Origin of the sequence: Micromonospora reichwaldensis, assembly GCF_031845925.1 — a bacterium.
Classification (GTDB): Bacteria; Actinomycetota; Actinomycetes; order Mycobacteriales; family Micromonosporaceae; genus Micromonospora; species Micromonospora reichwaldensis.
The window spans coordinates 1-16,656 of record NZ_JAVRFL010000034.1 but is presented as its reverse complement, the minus strand read 5'-3'; the positions used below and the strand labels follow the sequence as shown (position 1 = coordinate 16,656).

Here is a 16,656-nt window from a genome sequence, read left to right as displayed (position 1 = left end):
CCGTGTCGTCCGTCGCGGTCGTGCAGACCGCCGTGCCGATCAGCCAAGTGATCACGCGATCCACGGGATTCCACGGTAACACCTCTCCCGGCCCACCCGCCGGGCGCACCCGGAGCGGGCTGCGGGACGTCCCGCCCGCGCCTCAGCCGGCGGTGACCTCGGTCGATGTCAGGCCGGCCGGCGCGCGCTCCCCCACGCCGTTTCCCGCCGTCGGCCCGGCCGCCCCGGTCGCCGGGCCCGGGGCCCGCGGAGCCGGGGGCGCCGCCGCCGTGGCCGGTCCCGCACCCGGATCCGGGGTACGGGCGGCGCCCGGCCCCGCGCCGGTCGGTGCCGGGCGGTCCGGGCCGGCGCCGTCCGGTCCCCCGCCGGTGTCATCGCCCGAGCCGTCGCCCGTGCCGCCGGGCCCCTCGTCGCGCGGGCGGCCCGCGTCGGGCAGCGTGCGGTCGGTGGAGTGGTCGAGCACCCGCAGCGCGGCCAGCGCCGCCATCGGCACCACCAGGGCGGCGGCAGCGCCGGCCACGTCCAGGGCGTCGCCGCCCAGCACCCCACCGGTCACCGCGGCGACGGCGGTGCCGGCCATCGCCGCCCGTATCGCCGGGTAGATGCCGAACAGTCGCATCAGCCCACCCCACGGCTGGAGCAGGGCGAACCAGACCAGCAGGGCGCCGGCCAGGGCCAGCACCGTCAGCGGGCTGTTGACCAGGGTCTCGAAGTTGGCCGTGCTGGAGCGGTGCACGGTGAGCCCGGCGGTGCCGTCACCGACGGCGGCCAGGAACCGGCCGAGGCTGCCCCGCTCGGCGGCGGGCCGGCGCAGGTCGAGCACCGCGAAGCCGATCGTCAGCGCGAGCCCGGCCATGGTGGCCCAGGCCAGCCTGCTGATCGTCAGCCAGCCGCCGGCGCTGATCGCCGCGGCGACGCTCAGCCCGGCGGTCAGCGCGATCGCGCCGATCGGGTCGGCCCCCAGGTACGGGCTGCCGACGACCAGCACGGCGGCGCCGCCGACGGCCACCATCACGGGCGGCCGCCAGGACCGGCGGACCCGCTGGGCCAGCCACCCCGCGCTCAGCAGGGAGCCGGCCAGGAACACCCCGAGCCCGACGGTGCCGAGCCCGGCGTACCGGCCGCCCTCCAGGGCGGAGTAGCCGACCACCCCGTTGAGCTGGAGGCGGGCGCCGGTGAGCACGTCCAGCCCCACGGCCAGCGTGGTCAGGCCGGCCACCGCACCGAGCGGACCGAGCGTGCTCGCGTGCCCGGGGGCGAGCCGCACCACGGCGGTCGCGGCGACCAGCAGCAGCACGGTCACCCCGGCGAAATAGACGCCCGCGTGGTCCCCGCGCCACCAGGGCACGGCGTCAGCCAGCAGCGCGGCCGGGACGGCGAGGGCCGCCGCGACCAGCAGCAGCTCCACGACCGCCACCACCCGCCGCGAGACCGGCTCCGGGCCGTACGGGCCGGCGTGCCGGCGGGCCCGGCGCAGCAGCGGCAGCACCGCCACGGCCAGCAGCACCTGGGCGCCGGCCAGCAGGGTGAAGAACCAGTCGGCCACCCGGCGCTGGGCGGCCGCCTCCCGGTCGGCGTCCGCCGGCGCGGCGATCGCGGCGGCGAGGTCGGCCGGCCGCCCGCCGACCGACTCGGCGGGTCGGCCGAGGAAGAGCCGTTCGGGCATCGGCCGGCCCAGCGCGGTGAGCGCGGTCGGCGCGAGGTCGACCAGTTGCAGGTAGCCCTCGCGGCCGGTGCTGGCCGAGGTGAGCCACCCGCCTTCCCAGCCCGGCCCGTCGGCGACGACGACGTGCAGCCGGGACGGGGCGTCGGTGTCGGAGACCCCGGCGACGAGCACCAGCGAGCGCGGCGGCCGGGCGGCCAGCACCCGGGCCAGGCGGGCGTCCGCCTCCCTCGCGACCGCGGCCCGGGCCGCCGGGTCCTCGCCGGTGACCGTGCCGAGGTCGACGATGCTCAGCACGCAGGAGCCGAGCAGGCCCGCCGGGTCCTCCGGGAGCGCCGGCGCGTACCGGTCGACGCGGCCGAACGGTCGGGCGGCGGCCACGGCCGCGCCGGGCCCGACCGCCACCGAGCAGCGCACCGACTCCGCCAGCGCGCCCGGCACCGTGCCCCAGGGCAGCCGCTCCTGGTTGTGCAGGACGACGCTCTCCTGGTCGGGCAGGTTCGCGCCGATGCCGTCGGGCTGCTCGACCGTCACCTGGGCCGGTGGACAGCCCTCGGCCTGACGGCTGCCGTTCCAGGCGGCGTAGCTGCCGGCGCCGAGGGTCAGCCAACCGTCCACCGGGCAGGTCGGGCGGTGCGCGGAACGGACCGACAGGGAGCCGATCGAGCCGTCCTGGGCCATCCGCCACAGCGTCGGCGTGGTCTGCGGGTCGACGTCCTCCCAGCGCAGCCCGGCGACCCCGACCAGCACCACGAAGTCGGCGGTGCGCCCGGGCGACGTCGCCCGTTCGGGGCGGGCGGTCAGCGCGGTGATGCCCAGCGCCACCACGACCAGGGTCAGCAGGATCGGGGCGATTCTGCGCCGCATCACCGGCGTCCCGTCGACGGGGCGTCGGCGTCGGGAGCGGCCGGTCCGGCGCCGTGCGGGGCCAGCTCGGCGTAGAGCGCCGCCAGCTGGGCCAGGGTGTCCGCCTCGGTGGGCCAGGAGGCGGCCCGGGCGGCGCCGCGCCGCGCCAGCTCGGCCCGCCCGGCCTCGTCGTCGAGCAGGGCGCGCACGGCCGCGTCGACGGCGTCCACGTCCGCCGGCGGCACCAGCACCGCGGCGTCGCCGACCAGCTCCGGCAGGCCGCCGACCGCCGTCGCCACCAGCGGTACGCCGGCCCGCATCGCCTCCTGCGCGAAGAGCTGACGGGCCTCCCAGTCGCTGGTCACCAGCGCCAGGTCGGCCCCGGCCAGCAGGTCGGCCACGTCGGTGCGGTGCCCGAGCAGGGTCACCGGGGCCCGGGCGGCGGAGATCCGGGCGGCCAGCGGCAGGTAGGCGGGGCCGCTGCCAGCGATCACCACGACCGGCGCCGGTGTCCGGGTACGCCACCGGGCGGCGGCGTCGATCAGCACGTCGTACCGCTTCTGCGGGTGCAGCCGGCCCACGGAGAGGATCAGCGGCCGGTCCTGGCCGACGCCGAACTCGGCGCGGACGGCGGCCCGGCGGCGGCGCGGCGCGGGCAGTGCCGGCGCGGCGACCGGGGCGAGCCGGGCGTCCGCCGCGCCCAGCGCGGCGGCCCGCTCGACCAGGTCGGTGGAGGCGCCGAGCGCCACCCGGGCGCCCCGGGCGACGACCCGCTCGACGAGGCGCGACACGCCTCCGCGCAGGCCGCCGGCGAGCACCGCGTTGTGCCAGGTGACCACGACCGGGGCGGCGGACCGGGCGAGCACGGCGACGAGCCCGGCGCGCAGGCCGTGGGCGTGCAGCACGTCGACCGGTTCGGCCGCGAGGGCCCGACGCAGCGCGGTGACCGCGCGGGCGTCGGCCGGGGTCGGGCTGGCCGGGATCTCCACCGGCAGGAACCGGGCGCCGACGCCCGTGAAGTCGAACTGCTCCTGCGTCGCGGCGGGGCCGCAGACCAGTACGGAGGCGCCCGCGGCGGTCAGCCCCTCGGCCAGCGAGCGGACGTGCTGCCCGACGCCGCCGGTGCTGGAGGCGAGCAGCAGGGCCACCGTGCCGCGCCAGCCGGGAAACGGTGCCGGCTGCGTCACCGCGACCACCCCCGTTCGTCGGTAGTCGTCGGCCGGTCACCCGTCCTGCACCCGCTCACCGGGACACCGTCTCCTTCCCGCCACCCCGTTCCGGGGGGATGTCGCCCTCGCCCGTCCCATCGGCGGGGGCCGCCGGCCCACGCCGGCCCGCCCTGCCCAGCCGCCGGAGCACCCCGGCGAGCAGCGGCGTCACGTCCCGCCGGTCGACCAGCCAGACGACGGCGAGGAACACCACGCCGACCAGGGCTCCGGACAGCATGCCCTGCACGAGTGCGCCCGGTGTCGTCGGGGTGCCGCCGGCGGCGGCGTCGAGCCAGCGGGCGAGGGCCGTTCCGGCGAGCGCGGCCAGGGCGCCGGCGAGCAGTCCGGCGGCGCCGGCCCGACCCGCTCCGGCGAGCGCGGGGCGCCCGGCCGAGCGCCACACCGCGACGAGCAGCAGCCCGCCGAGCAGCACCATCCCGGCCGAGTTGGCCAGGGCGACCGCGAGCACCCGGTCCGTCACCGGCAGGAGGACCGCCAGCGGCACCGCCACCACCGGCACGGCCAGCCAGCCGGCGGTGATCGCGAAGGTCGCCGGGCGGGTGTCGCCCCGTGCGTAGAGGGCGCGGGAGAGCACCGCGAAGAGGCCGTAGCCGAGCAGCCCGGGGGCGAAGCCGACGATGGCCGCGGCGGTGGAAGCCGGGTCGCCCGGGTAGAAGAACGCGGCGACCGGCGCGGCCGTGCCGACCAGTGCCGCCGCGCCGAGGCAGCTGAACAGCAGCACCCCACGCACGGTCGAGGAGAGCGTACGCCGGTACTCCTCGTCCCGCCCCGCCGTGGCGGCGGTCGCCAGCGTCGGGTACGCGGCCACCGCGAGGGGGACCGCCAGCACCGCCCAGGGCAGCAGGTACATGGTCTGGGCCAGGTTGAACACCTGCGGCGAACCGGTCGGGCCGCCGGAGACGCGGTTGAGCAGCACCAGCAGCGCGAGCTGCTGCGCGGTGACGGTGACGGCCCCGGCCATCGCCAGCCCGCCCACCCGCGCCCGGGCGTCGGGCGGGAACGCGTACCCGGGGCGTGGCCGCAGGCGCAACCGCCGCAGCGGGATCAGCAGGGACAGTGACAGCACCACGACGCCGAGCGTGGTGCCGGCCGACAGGAGCAGCTCGCCTCCACCGCTGACCTGCGCCACGCCGACGCTTCGTCCCTCGGTCCCGGCGAAGGCGAGGTACACCACGATCACGGTGAGGCTGGACAGCAGCGGCGCGATCACCGGCCAGGCGAAGCGGCGGTGTGCCTGGAGCACCCCGGTGAGCACGATGCCGACGCCGTAGAGCGGCAGCTGCGGGGCGAAGACCCGCAGCATCCGCGCCCCGGCCGCCAACTCCGCCTCGGAGCGCCCCTCGCTGAGTAGCGACACGATCGGGCCGGCCGCCACCGCGACCAGGACGGCCAGCGGCACCAGCAGGGTGACCGTCCAGGTGAGCAGGGCCCCGGTGGTGGCGGACACCGCGCGCCGGTCACCGGCCGCGACCGGCGCGGCCAGCAGCGGTACGACCAGGCTCGCCAACGCGCCACCGGCCACGATCTCGAAGATGATGTTCGGCGCGGTGTTGGCGATGACGTACATGCCGCCGAGGTCGCTCTTCTGCACGACCCAGGTGAAGACGGCGGTACGGCCGAAGCCGGCGAGCCGGCTGAGGACGGTGAGTACGGCGATGAGCGCGGCCGCTCCGGCGACACGGCCGGCGCCGGCGAGGGGTGCCGGGGTCGTCACGTCAGTCGGCGCGCCGGCCCAGTGCGTCGAGCTCGCGCAGCCCGGGGGTGCGCTGGATGACCTGGGTGAAGCTGACCTTCTCGCTGGCCGCCGTGAGGCCGGCGAGCACGGCGAGTAGCCCGGCCCGCCCGACGGGCCCGGTACGCGCGGCCAGCGCCACGCCGAGCAGCGCGCCGAGCGCGTTCGCGCCGCTGTCGCCGAGCATCACGTCCTCGCCGAGGTCGGCGGGGAGCAGCCCGGCGGCGGCGCCGACGGCACCGGCGGCGATCCCGCCGTGCGGGCCACCGGCCAGCGGGGCGCCGAGCAGGAGGCCGGACTTCAGCGCCCGGCCGGGACGCAGGTCCAGCAGATTGAGCAGGTTCGCGGTGCCGGCGATGACACCGGCGCCGAGCAGCACGTCGACGCCCCGGCCCAGCGCGCCCTGCCGCTGGCGACGCCGGTGCCCGGCGACCCGGGGGTCGGCGGCGAGCAGCGCGGCGGCGCCGAGGCCGGCGGCCCCCACCCCCACGACCTTGACCATTCCCGCGGTGACCCGGCCCTCGCGCAATGCGGCCAGGTGCCCGGCGAACCCCTTGGCCGCCTTCTGCTCCGGCCGGGTGCCGACCACGTCGTCGTACAGCCCGACCGCCCCGGCTCCCACCCCGGCGACCAGGGCGGCGGCTCCCGACGGGCCGCTGGAGGCGCCGAACGCGCCCGTCGCGGCGGCGCCTGCGGCGAGGGCGGGGCCGGCGGCCAGGCTCACCGTGCGGCCGCGGAAGTTGGTGCGCTCCAGTGCGGGCCCGGCCGGCGAGGTGCGCACCTCGCGCAGCGCGTAGCGGGCGGCGGCGGCGCCCGCGCCGGCGATCAGCAGTCGACCGAGCAGACTCACGCCTCTCCCTCCCGCCGTGTGTCGGCGAGGCTGGATCCGGACACCGGGGTACGTCGTTGCGTCACTGGGGCAGTCTAGGCAGCAGGGTGGCGTTGTCGGCGACGCCGTACTGCCCGGCCTTCTTCTCGGTGACCTGCTGCACCAGCGCGAGGGCGGTGACCAGCTGGCCCTGGACGGTGTTGGCGTTGTCGACGGTGGAGATGGTCTGCACCAGCACGGGGTCGCTGCGCACGGCGGCCACCAGGTTGCCCCCGGCCGAGCCGTTGCCGCCCACGACGAGCGTCCCGGCCTGGTCGAACTGCTCGGCGACCTTCAGCACCGACTCGTCCTTCTTCGCCGAGTCCTTGTCCACGTACGGCTGCCCGCTGACCAGGATGACGGCCTCCGCCGACGCGGTGACCGGCTCCTCGGTGGTCAGGTAGTTGGCGTTGATGTAGGCGGCGAGCACCGCCCGCCGGTCGGCCTCGGTGACGGGGGTGGCGCCGGCCGCCCGGTCGAGCAGGACGCTGGCCAGCAGCGCGCTGGACGTCTCGACACCGTTGCTGTTGCTCGGCAGGTCGGCGGTCGGCGCGCTGGTGGGGCGCGCGGCGGTGACCGCCAGCTCCAGCAGGTTGTTGTTGTTGTCCGGGTTGATGAACTTGTCCTGGAGGTCGAGGCGGCTCACCTTGGCCCCGGCGAGCTGGAGCATCTTGAGCACGCCCTCGGTGTGGTCGCGCCCGGTGGGCAGGCCGACGACCAGCACCCGCTTGTCGGTCAGCTTGCCGGGCAACAACAACTCCGCTGTCTGGGCCGCGAACTCCTCCTCGAGTTCCAGCTCCTTCTCCATGCTCTGGACCGCCTGGCGCATCTGCTGATTGTCCTTGCGCAGCGCGTTGACGTTCTCCTTGAGCGAGTCGGCCACCGGGCCGTTCAGGGCGGCGGTGCCGACCACCAGGCCGATCGCCAACGCGAGGAAGACCGCGGTCAGGGACACCACGTGGTACCGGAAATTGATCACACCTGCAGCCTCTTGATCGGTGGGACGCTAGAAAAGCTGTTCGAGCTGGAACACGAAATTGTTCCACCACTCGGAGACCACGCCCAAATACGCCTTGCCGACGGTGGAGACCGCCACCGCCGAGGCCATCGCCGCGATCGCGGAGAGCACCAGCAACAGCAGCGACGACCCGGAGATGCTCTGCCGGTAGAGCCGGCTCACGCCCTTGGCGTCGACCAGCTTGCCGCCCACCTTGAGCCGGGTCAGGAACGTGGAGGCCATCCCGCCGCGACCCTTGTCGAGGAACTCGACGAGCGTGGCGTGGGTGCCGACCGCGACCAGCAGCGAGGCGCCCTTCTCGTCGGCCAGCAGCATGGCCAGGTCCTCGCTGGTCGCCGCCGCCGGGAAGGTCACCGCCGGCACGCCGAGGCCGTTGACCCGGGCCAGGCCGGGCGCCCGGCCGTCCGGGTAGGCGTGCACGATCACCTCGGCGCCGCAGCGCAGCACGTCGTCGGTGACCGAGTCCATGTCGCCGATGATCATGTCCGGCGTGTAGCCGGCCTCCACCAGCGCGTCCGCGCCGCCGTCGACGCCGATCAGCACCGGCTTGAACTCGCGGATGTAGGGGCGCAGCACGTCCAGGTCGGCCTTGTAGTCGTAGCCGCGCACCACGATCAGGCAGTGCCGCCCCTGCATCTCGGTCTGGATCTCCGGCACGCCGACCCCGTCGAGGAGCAGGTCGCGCTCCTGGCGGAGGTAGTCCATCGTGTTGGCGGCGAACGCCTCCAACTGCACCGAGAGCCCCTCGCGGGCGTCGGCCATCGCCTTGGCCACCGTCTCGGCGTCCTGGAGGCTGCCGTGCGCCACCGGCTCGTCGCCGACGAAGACGGTGTTGCCCTCGATCCGGACGGTGTCGCCCTCGCGGATCCGCTCGAAGACCCCCTCCCCCAGGTCGTCCAGGAGCGGGATGCCGGCGGCGACCAGCACCTCGGGCCCCAGGTTGGGGTAGCGGCCGGAGACCGACGGCTTCGCGTTGAGCACGGCGCCGACACCGACGGCGACGAGCGAGTCGGCGGCGACACGGTCGAGATCGACGTGGTCGATGACCGCGATGTCGCCGGGGCGGAGCCGGCCGACCAGGCGTTTTGTCCGGCGGTCGAGGCGTGCGGTGCCGAGGATCCTGCCCGGTTCCGCGTTCCGGGTCCGGCGCAACGTGGGTAGACGCATCGTGACCATCCTGGCATGTGAGGCAGGCAAATCTGTCGCGACATGCCTGAGCAGGGCCGCCTACCCAGGGAAGCACACTAACGCGCAGGCCGGTGTGCCTGTGCTCACAATCGCCGACCTCACGGGCGCCTTTCCCGGGCCGCCACGGCGAGAAGCTCCTCGGCGTGCGCGATACCCAGGTCCGAGTCGGGCAGACCCGCGAGCATCCGGGCCAGTTCCCGGGCGCGCTCGGTGTCCTCCACCACCCGGACCCCGCTCGTGGTGACCGCCCCGCCCGTGTCCTTCGCCACCACCAGGTGCCGGTCGGCGAACGCGGCCACCTGCGGCAGGTGGGTGACGACAAGCACCTGGTGGCTGCGGGCCAGCCGGGCCAGCCGCCGGCCGATCTCGACCGCGGCCTGCCCGCCGACCCCGGCGTCGACCTCGTCGAAGACCAGCGTGGGTGGCCCGCCCGAGCCGGCGAAGACCACCTCGATGGCGAGCATCACCCGGGACAGCTCACCACCGGAGGCGCCGCGCTGCAACGGCAGCGAGGGCGCGCCCGGGTGGGCGAGCAGCCGCAGCTCGACCTCGTCGCCGCCGTCCGGGCCGACGCCGACCTCGGTGCCGTTGACGGTGAGGGCCGGCTCGGTGCGGCCGGCCGCGCGGGGCAGCACCGCCACCTCGATCCGGGCGTGCGGCATGGCCAACCCGGCCAGCTCGACGGTGACCTGCTCGGCGAAGCGGGTCGCCGCCTCCTGCCGCGACGTCGACACCCGGCCGGCCAGGTCGGTCACCTCGCCGGCCAGCCGGGAGGCCTCCCGGTCCAGCTCGTCCAGGAGGTCGTCGGAGGTGTCCAGGTCGGACAGCCGGGTGCGGGCACGCTCGGCCCAGGCGATCACCCCGTCGACGTCGTCGGCGTACTTGCGGGTGAGCGCGCGAAGCGCCGCCCGCCGCTCGTAGACGGTCTGCAACCGGGCCGGGTCGGCGTCCAGCGCGGCGAGGTAGGCCGACAGCTCGGCGGAGACATCCGTGACGAGGGTCGCCGCCTCCTCCAGCCGCCCCGCCAGCTCACCCAGCGCCGGGTCCGTGCCGGCCTGCGCCTCCAGGGTGCGGCGGGCGGTGCCGAGCAACGCCGCCGCGTCCGGCGTCTCGTCGGTCGCCTCCACGCCGCCGGCCACGCACTGGTGGGCCACCTGCGCCGCGGTGCGCAGCCCCTCGGCGTGCTCCAGCCGCTGCGCCTCCGCCTTCAGCTCGTCGTCCTCGCCGGGCTGCGGGTCGACCCGGGTGATCTCGTCGAGGCCGAGCCGCAGCAGGTCCGCCTCCTGGTTGCGCTCGCGGGCGTTGCGCCGCCGGTCGGACAGGTCGTCGACCACCGCGCGCCAGCGGGCGTACGCCTCACGCAGCGCGTCGAGCAGCTTCTCGTGCTCCGGGCCGGCGAAGCGGTCCAGCGCGGCCCGCTGCTCGGCCGGCCGCAGCAGCCGCAGCTGGTCGGACTGGCCGTGCACGGCCACCGCCTGCTCGCCCACCTCGCCGAGCATCGACACCGGCATGCTCCGCCCGCCCAGGTGCGCCCGGGAGCGGCCCTCCACCGTGACGGTGCGGCTCAGCAGCACCGAGCCGTCCTCGTCGGGCTCGCCGCCCGCGTCGGTGATCCGCGCGTGCACGGTGGCGGCGACGCGGCCCGCGAGCCGCAGCCGGCCCTCGACCACCGCCCGGCCCGGCTGGGCGCGCACCCGCCCGGCGTCGGCCCGCCCGCCGAAGAGCAGGCCGAGGCCGGTGACCACCATGGTCTTGCCCGCCCCGGTCTCGCCGGTGATGACGTTCATGCCGCCGGTCAGCGGCAGCGTGGTGTCCTCGATGACGCCCAGTCCGGTGATGCGCAGCTCTTCCAGCACAGCAACCGACAGTAGACGCGGCCCCCGACACTTGACCAGCCGGCGTGCGCGCGCCGGTGCGTCCGCCCGCCGACACCCCACCGGGTGGTCCCGGTCGGCGCCGGCCGGACCCTCGGTCAGCGGCGGTTGCCGCGCCAGCCGTGCACGGGCAGGTCGAACTTCGCCACCAGCCGGTCGGTGAACGGGCGGTCCCGCAGCCGCACGACGCGCACCGGCAGCGCGCCGCGCCGCACGGTGACCCGCGCCCCGGGCGGCAGGTCGTAGACGCGTCGGCCGTCGCAGGACATCACGGCGAGGGTGGTGAACGGGTCGACGGTGATGACGAACGTGGAGGTGGGCGCGGTGACCAGCGGCCGGCTGAACAGCGCGTGCGCGCTGATCGGCACCAGCAGCAGGGCCTCCACCTCCGGCCAGACCACCGGCCCGCCGCCGGAGAACGCGTACGCCGTCGAGCCGGTGGGGGTCGCGCAGACCACGCCGTCGCAGCCGTACCGCGACAGCGGGCGGCCGTCCACGTCGACCATCAGCTCCAGCATCTGGGCGCGCTCGCCCTTCTCGACGCTGATCTCGTTGAGCGCCCAGGACTCGATGGTCGGCCCGCCGTCGAACTCGGCGGTCACGTCGAGGGTGAGCCGCTCGTCGACGGTGTAGTTGCGCTCGACCACGTCGCGTACCGCGCTGTCCAGGTCGTCGATCTCGGCCTCGGCGAGGAAGCCGACCTTGCCGAGGTTGATGCCGATCAGCGGCACCTTCTCCGGGCGGGCCAGCTCCGCCGCGCGCAGGAAGGTGCCGTCCCCGCCGAGCGCGAAGACGATCTCCGCGCCCTCGGCCGCCTCGAGGCCGGTCACCGGGACCACTCCGGGCAGGTCGAGGTCGTCGGCCTCCTCGGCCACGACCCGCACCTCGAAGCCGGCCGAGATCAGGTCGGCGGCGACGGCGCGGGCGTGCTCGGTGCTGCGCCGGCGACCGGTGTGCGTCACCAGCAGCGCCGTGCGGCTCACCGGGACGGCCGTCCCGTCGCGCCCGCGCGGCGTCCGCGCGGCACGCCCGCGACCGCGGGGCTCGCCAGTCCACTCACCCGGCCACCTCCTCCGTCGCCGCGTCCGGCTGGTCGCCGGACGGCACCGGGCCACCCGGCCCGGCGGTCACCACCGCGCGCACCCGCTCCGGGTCGGCCGGCGGTGCGTCCCGGCGTAACCATACGAAGAACTCGACGTTGCCGCTCGGCCCGGGCAGCGGACTCGCGGCCACGTCGGCCAGGCCGAGGTCGAGCCGGGCCGCCGCGGCGGCCACGTCGAGCACGGCCTCCGCGCGCAGCGACGGGTCCCGGACCACCCCGCCGGCGCCCACCCGCTCCTTGCCGACCTCGAACTGCGGCTTCACCATGAGCGCCAGGTCACCGTCGGGCCGGGTGCAGCCGGCCAGCGCCGGCAGCACCAGCCGCAGGGAGATGAACGACAGGTCGGCGACCGTGAGGTCGACCGGGCCGTCGATGACCTCCGGCGTCAGCGTACGGACGTTGGTGCGCTCGAGGACCCGCACCCGGGGATCGTTGCGCAGCGGCCAGGCGAGCTGCCCGTAGCCGACGTCGACCGCGACCACCTCCGCCGCGTCGGCGCGCAGCAGCACGTCGGTGAAGCCGCCGGTGGAGGCGCCCGCGTCCAGGCACCGCCGGCCGGCCACCGTCAGCCCGCCAGGGGCGAAGGCGGCCAGCGCGCCGGCCAGCTTGTGCCCGCCCCGGGAGACGTACTCCGAGCCGGGGTCCTCGCCGGTGACCAGGAGCGGATCGGCGGGATCGACCATCGCGGCGGGCTTGCGGGCCGGTACGCCGCGCAACTGGACCCGGCCGGCCTCCACCAGCGCGGCGGCCTGTTCCCGGGACCGGGCCAGCCCGCGGCGGACGAGTTCGGCGTCCAGCCGGTTACGACGTGCCATGCGTGGTTCTTCTCCGGTCGGTCAGGTCTGGTCGATGGTGGCGAGGGTCTCCCGCAGCGTCTCGTACGCCGCCTCGTACTGCGCGATCTGGTCGGCCGGGGCGAGCGTCGCGGCGTTGGCCATGGCCCGTACGGCGGCGTCCACGGCGGGATGCCGGTCGTCGCCGAGGTCGTCGGCGGACTCCGGCGGGGACGACGGGGCGGGGCGCGGGCCCGGCCGGGCGCCGGGCGGCGGGCCGGGGCGGAACGGGCCGGTCGCCGAGCCGTGGCCGGCACCCGGCGGGCCGGGGCGGGCGCCGGGCGGCGGGCCGGGCCGGAAGGGGCCGCTCACGACCCGCTCCCGGTCGGGGCCGGGCGCGTCACGCCTCGTCCTCCGGCGGCCGCTTGCGGGCCGGTGCCTTCTTCGCCGGCCGGACCGGCTCCGCGGCGCCCTCGGTCGGGGCCAGGGCCGACGGCGTCCGCTTGGCCACCGCCTTCTTCGCCACGGCCTTCTTGGCCAGTGCCTTCTTCGCGACGGCCGGCCTCGCCACCGGGGCGGGGGCCGCCGACGTCGGTACGGCCGGCTCGGCCGCGCCCGGGGCGGGCGACGGCCCGGCGGCGGGCACCGGGTGCGCCGAGGCCCCGGTGCCGGCGGGCACCGGCGCCCCTGGACCGGCCGGCGCCGGCGGCGGGGCGCCAAGGGTCGCCTTGGCGTCCCGGAGCTGGCGCTCGAGTTCGTGCACCCGGCGGGTCAGCTCGGCGACCTCGTCGGCGGTGGCGAGCCCCACCGCGCCGAGGGCCCGGTCCACTTCGAACCGCACCAGCTTGGTCAGCGACTCCCGGTTGGCCGCGCCCGTGGAGACCAGCTCCTCGGCGAGGGTCTGCAGCTGGGCGGCGGTCGCCCCGCCCGAGCCGACGACCCGGCGAACCGCGTCCTGGGCCTTCTTCCGGGGCGCCTCCGTCAGGCCCATGGCCAGCTCGAGGTAGGCGCGCCACGCGTCCTGCATGCCTGTTTCCTTCCGCGGGGCGGGGGTGTGCAGGTGCCACGCTACCGGGCACCCCGCGACGCCCTGTGCGGTACGGTGCCGGGGACGGCGTGGCGAGCGGTGAGGGGGGCGATGGTGGCCAGCGTGGACGAATGCCGGCAGGCGTTGCGGGATCTGGCGGCCCGGCTGGACCGCAACGCGGAGACGGTGCGGGAGAAGGTCGACTTCGACCGGACGCTGGCCTGCCGGATCACCGACCTGGAGACCGCCTTTCACGGCCGGCTCTCCGGCGGCCGCCTGGTCGACCTGGCCGACGGCGACGACCCGAAGGCCAAGATCGCGCTGAGCACCGGCAGCGACGACCTGCTCGCACTGGTCCGCGGCGAACTCGACATCACCCGCGCGGTCACGTCCCGGCGGGTGTCGATCAAGGCCAACCCGCTCGACCTGATGAAGCTGCGCAAGCTGCTCTGAGTCAACCCGCGCGGGCTCGACCCGGAAACGCGGGCGGCCGTCAGCGGGACGGAGTTCGTCGGCGGCCGTCAGCCGGATCGAGTTCGGCGTCGGCGGGACGGAGTTTGGCGTCGGCGGGCGTCAGGCGGACAGGCCGAGTTCGGCCAGTGCCTTCTCCGCCTCGGCCGAGCCGGGACGGATCCGCGCCGGCCGCGTCGACCAGACGGTCGCGCAGAGCGCCGCCAGGGCGTCCAGCGCGCGGCCCGACCCGGCCAGCTCCAGCGCGTCGTCCCGCGCGGCCACCGACCATCCGCCGGCGTCCGCCGGGCCCGGGACCCGCACCACGGCCGCCGGGTCGAAGAGCCCCGCCAGGTCCATCGAGACGTACGTCGGCCTGCGGTGCGGCGGGGCGGCGAGCAGCTCGGCCGCGTCGCTCACGCCGGTGAGCACCAGCAGACTGTCCAGGCCGGCCCGCCGGGCACCCTCGATGTCGGTGTCCAGCCGGTCGCCGACCAGCAGCGTCCGGCCCTCGCCGGCACGTCGGGCCGCCGTGGTGAACAGGGCCGGCTCGGGCTTGCCGACGACGACGTCGGGATCCCGGCGCAGCGCGGTGCGCAGCACGGCGACCAGGGCACCGTTGCCCGGCAGTGGTCCACGATCGCTGGGCAGGGCCGGGTCGGTGTTGGTGGCGACCCAGGTCGCGCCGCCGCGTACGGCCACCGACGCCTCGGCCAGGTCCGCCCAGCAGACCTGCGGGCCGAACCCCTGCACCACCGCGACCGGCGACTCGTCGGCCCGGGACACCGGGGTCAGCCCGACCGCGCGCAGCTCGGCCCGCAGAGCCTCGGTGCCGACGACCAGCACCGCGGCACCGGCGGGAAGCTGGTCGCGAAGCAGCTCCGCGGCGGCCGCCGCCGAGGTGAGCACCTCCTCGGGCCGGGCGGGCACGCCCATCCCGGTGAGCAGGTCGGCCACCTCGCTGGAGCGGCGCGAGGCGTTGTTGGTCGCGTACGCCACCGACCGGCCCTCGGCGTGCAGCCGGCCGACCGCCTCGACCGCGCCGGGGACCGGCCGGTCGATCAGGTAGATCACGCCATCCAGGTCGAAGACGACCAGGGCGTACCCGTCGACCAGCCGTTCCCCGGCACCCGTCGTCATCGCTGCGCGGTGTCCGACTCGCCGGAGGCGGTGGGCTCGCCACCGCCGGTGGCGGTGCCGCTGTCGTCGCCGCGCGTACCGGCGGCGACGTTGCCCGCCTCGTCGTCGGTCAGCTCGTCGTCGGTCAGGTCGTCCGACGGCACCGCCGCGACTGCGGCCTCGTCCTGCTCGTCGTCCTCGTCGTCTTCGCCTTCGTCCTCGTCGGCGTCGGCGTCGGTCGACTCCGTGTCGCCGGCGAGGTCGGCGTCCGGCCGGGCCGGTACCGCACCCGGGGCGCCGGGGCCGGAGGCGATCGCCTCGGCGGACTCCTCGTTCTCCTCGTCGCCCTCGATCACCACACCGTCGAGCTCCAGCAGCCGCTCGGCGGCGTCGGTCTCGCCCTCGGTGTCGACGTCGGCGGCCCGGGAGAACCACTCGCGGGCCTCGTCACGACGACCGACCGCGAGCAGCGCATCGGCGTACGCGTACCGCAGCCGGGCCGTCCACGGCTCGGCCGTCTCGCTCGTCAGTTCGGGAACCTGGAGCATGGCCACGGCGGCGTCCTTCTGGCCCAGGTCGCCGCGCGCTCCGGCCGCCACGATCAGCAGCTCGGTCGCCACGGCCTGGTCCAGCTTCTCCCGGTCCGCGCCACGGAACAGGTCGATCGCCCGCTCGGGCCGGCCCAGCGCCCGCTCGCAGTCCGCGAGCACCGCCAGGTGGCTCTGCAACCCGCTCATCCGGTGGTACGTACGCAGCTCCGCGATCGCGGTCTGCCACTCTCCCGCGTGGTACGCGGCCAGGCCGACCGCCTCGCGGACGGCCGCGATCCGGGACGCCAGCCGACGGGCCGCCAGCGCGTGCGCCAGCGCCTCGGCCGGGTCCTCGTCGATCAGCTGACCCGTCGCCACCAGGTGCCGGGCGACCGTCTCGGCGACCGGCTTCGCCAACGAGAGCAGCTCGGCCCGGACGTCCTTGTCGAGGTCGGTCGCGACGATCTCGTCGGGCAGCACGGGGGCCGCCGTACGCTCCCCCTCCGCCTCCGGACGCTCCCGCCGCTCGTCGCGACGCTCGCCGCCCCGGAAGCCGCCCTCACGACGGTCACCCTGGCGTTCTCCGCCCCGGTAGCCACCCTCGCGGTCGCCGCCCCGGTAACCACCCGGACGGTCGCCGCCCTCACGACGGTCGCCGCCCCGGTAGCCACCCTCGCGGTCTCCGCCCCGGTAACCGCCCGGACGGTCGCCACCCTCACGACGGAACCCGCCCTCGCGATCGCCGCCCCGGAAACCACCCGGACGGTCGCCACCCTCACGACGGAACCCGCCCTCGCGGTCACCGCCACGGAAACCGCTCGGACGGTCGCCGCCCTCGCGACGGAAGCCACCCTCACGCGGCGGACCCGAACGGTAGCCACCTTCGCGGTCACCGCCATGGAAGCCGCCACCCGGACGGTCGCCGCCCTCACGACGGTCCCCACCACGGAAACCACCCTCGCGATCGCCGCCACGGAAACCGCCCGGACGGTCGCCGCCCTCACGACGGTCCCCACCGCGGAAACCACCCTCGCGGTCACCGCCACGGAAACCGCCCGGACGGTCGCCGCCCTCACGACGGTCGCCACCACGGAAGCCACCCTCACGCGGCGGACCCGAACGGAAACCACCCTCACGACGGTCACCGCCACGGAAGCCGCCACCCGGACGGTCGCCGCCCTCACGACGGTCGCCACCGCGGAAACCACCCTCGCGATCACCGCCACGGAAACCGCCC

The 16,656-nt window shown here is 76.3% G+C and carries 15 protein-coding genes; 2 read left to right on the top strand and 13 right to left on the bottom strand.

The features are described from left to right. Window positions 1-142 precede the first annotated feature (142 nt). The 11 genes from RM555_RS24240 to RM555_RS24190 all read right to left on the bottom strand — a co-directional run bounded on the left by RM555_RS24240 (window position 143) and on the right by RM555_RS24190 (window position 13,320). A complete protein-coding gene (locus tag RM555_RS24240) occupies window positions 143-2,530 on the bottom strand; it encodes a hypothetical protein (RefSeq protein WP_311413892.1) in 2,388 nt (795 codons plus the stop codon). Beyond that, window positions 2,530-3,696 (bottom strand): glycosyltransferase family 4 protein, encoded by a 1,167-nt coding sequence (locus RM555_RS24235; protein ID WP_311413891.1) that lies wholly within the window; start codon window positions 3,694-3,696, stop codon window positions 2,530-2,532. The genes RM555_RS24240 and RM555_RS24235 overlap by 1 nt, the downstream gene beginning before the upstream one ends. 55 nt (window positions 3,697-3,751) lie before the next feature. Next, window positions 3,752-5,452 carry a murein biosynthesis integral membrane protein MurJ gene (gene murJ / locus RM555_RS24230; RefSeq protein ID WP_311413890.1) on the bottom strand — a complete coding sequence of 567 codons (1,701 nt, stop codon included), beginning with the start codon at window positions 5,450-5,452 and terminating at the stop codon, window positions 3,752-3,754. Between the two features lies 1 nt (window position 5,453). After that, complete coding sequence (locus RM555_RS24225) at window positions 5,454-6,320, bottom strand: hypothetical protein (RefSeq protein ID WP_311413889.1); 867 nt, start codon at window positions 6,318-6,320, stop codon at window positions 5,454-5,456. A 61-nt stretch (window positions 6,321-6,381) separates the two neighbouring features. Next, window positions 6,382-7,317 carry a copper transporter gene (locus tag RM555_RS24220; RefSeq protein ID WP_311413888.1) on the bottom strand — a complete coding sequence of 312 codons (936 nt, stop codon included), beginning with the start codon at window positions 7,315-7,317 and terminating at the stop codon, window positions 6,382-6,384. 27 nt (window positions 7,318-7,344) lie between these two features. Beyond that, window positions 7,345-8,523, bottom strand: coding sequence for a putative cytokinetic ring protein SteA (gene steA, locus RM555_RS24215; RefSeq protein WP_311413887.1), 1,179 nt, complete (start codon window positions 8,521-8,523; stop codon window positions 7,345-7,347). A gap of 119 nt (window positions 8,524-8,642) precedes the next feature. Further along, window positions 8,643-10,400: a DNA repair protein RecN gene (recN, locus tag RM555_RS24210; RefSeq protein WP_311413886.1), complete on the bottom strand. Its 1,758-nt coding sequence runs from the start codon at window positions 10,398-10,400 to the stop codon at window positions 8,643-8,645. 116 nt (window positions 10,401-10,516) lie between these two features. Then, window positions 10,517-11,401, bottom strand: coding sequence for an NAD kinase (locus tag RM555_RS24205; protein WP_311413885.1), 885 nt, complete (start codon window positions 11,399-11,401; stop codon window positions 10,517-10,519). Window positions 11,402-11,474: 73 nt separating this feature from the next. Further along, window positions 11,475-12,335: a TlyA family RNA methyltransferase gene (locus tag RM555_RS24200; RefSeq protein ID WP_311413884.1), complete on the bottom strand. Its 861-nt coding sequence runs from the start codon at window positions 12,333-12,335 to the stop codon at window positions 11,475-11,477. Window positions 12,336-12,356: 21 nt separating this feature from the next. Beyond that, window positions 12,357-12,665, bottom strand: coding sequence for a hypothetical protein (locus RM555_RS24195; protein ID WP_311413883.1), 309 nt, complete (start codon window positions 12,663-12,665; stop codon window positions 12,357-12,359). 28 nt (window positions 12,666-12,693) lie between these two features. Further along, a complete protein-coding gene (locus RM555_RS24190; protein ID WP_311413882.1) occupies window positions 12,694-13,320 on the bottom strand; it encodes a phasin family protein in 627 nt (208 codons plus the stop codon). 114 nt (window positions 13,321-13,434) lie between these two features. Between RM555_RS24190 and RM555_RS24185 the strand changes: the two genes are divergently transcribed. Then, window positions 13,435-13,773, top strand: a complete 339-nt coding sequence (locus RM555_RS24185) for an SCP2 sterol-binding domain-containing protein (protein ID WP_132234479.1) — start codon at window positions 13,435-13,437, stop codon at window positions 13,771-13,773. A 120-nt stretch (window positions 13,774-13,893) separates the two neighbouring features. On the opposite strand, the gene RM555_RS24180 is transcribed toward RM555_RS24185, so the two are convergent. Continuing rightward, window positions 13,894-14,910, bottom strand: a complete 1,017-nt coding sequence (locus tag RM555_RS24180) for an HAD-IIA family hydrolase (protein ID WP_311413881.1) — start codon at window positions 14,908-14,910, stop codon at window positions 13,894-13,896. Then, entirely contained in the window at window positions 14,907-15,845 is a 939-nt protein-coding gene (locus RM555_RS24175; RefSeq protein ID WP_311413954.1) for a tetratricopeptide repeat protein, read from the bottom strand. Before RM555_RS24175 ends, RM555_RS24180 begins: the two co-directional genes overlap by 4 nt. Before the next feature lie 471 nt (window positions 15,846-16,316). On the opposite strand from RM555_RS24175, the gene RM555_RS24170 reads away from it, so the two are divergent. After that, a partial coding sequence (locus RM555_RS24170; protein ID WP_311413880.1) for a hypothetical protein occupies window positions 16,317-16,656 on the top strand: 340 nt, incomplete at its 3' end.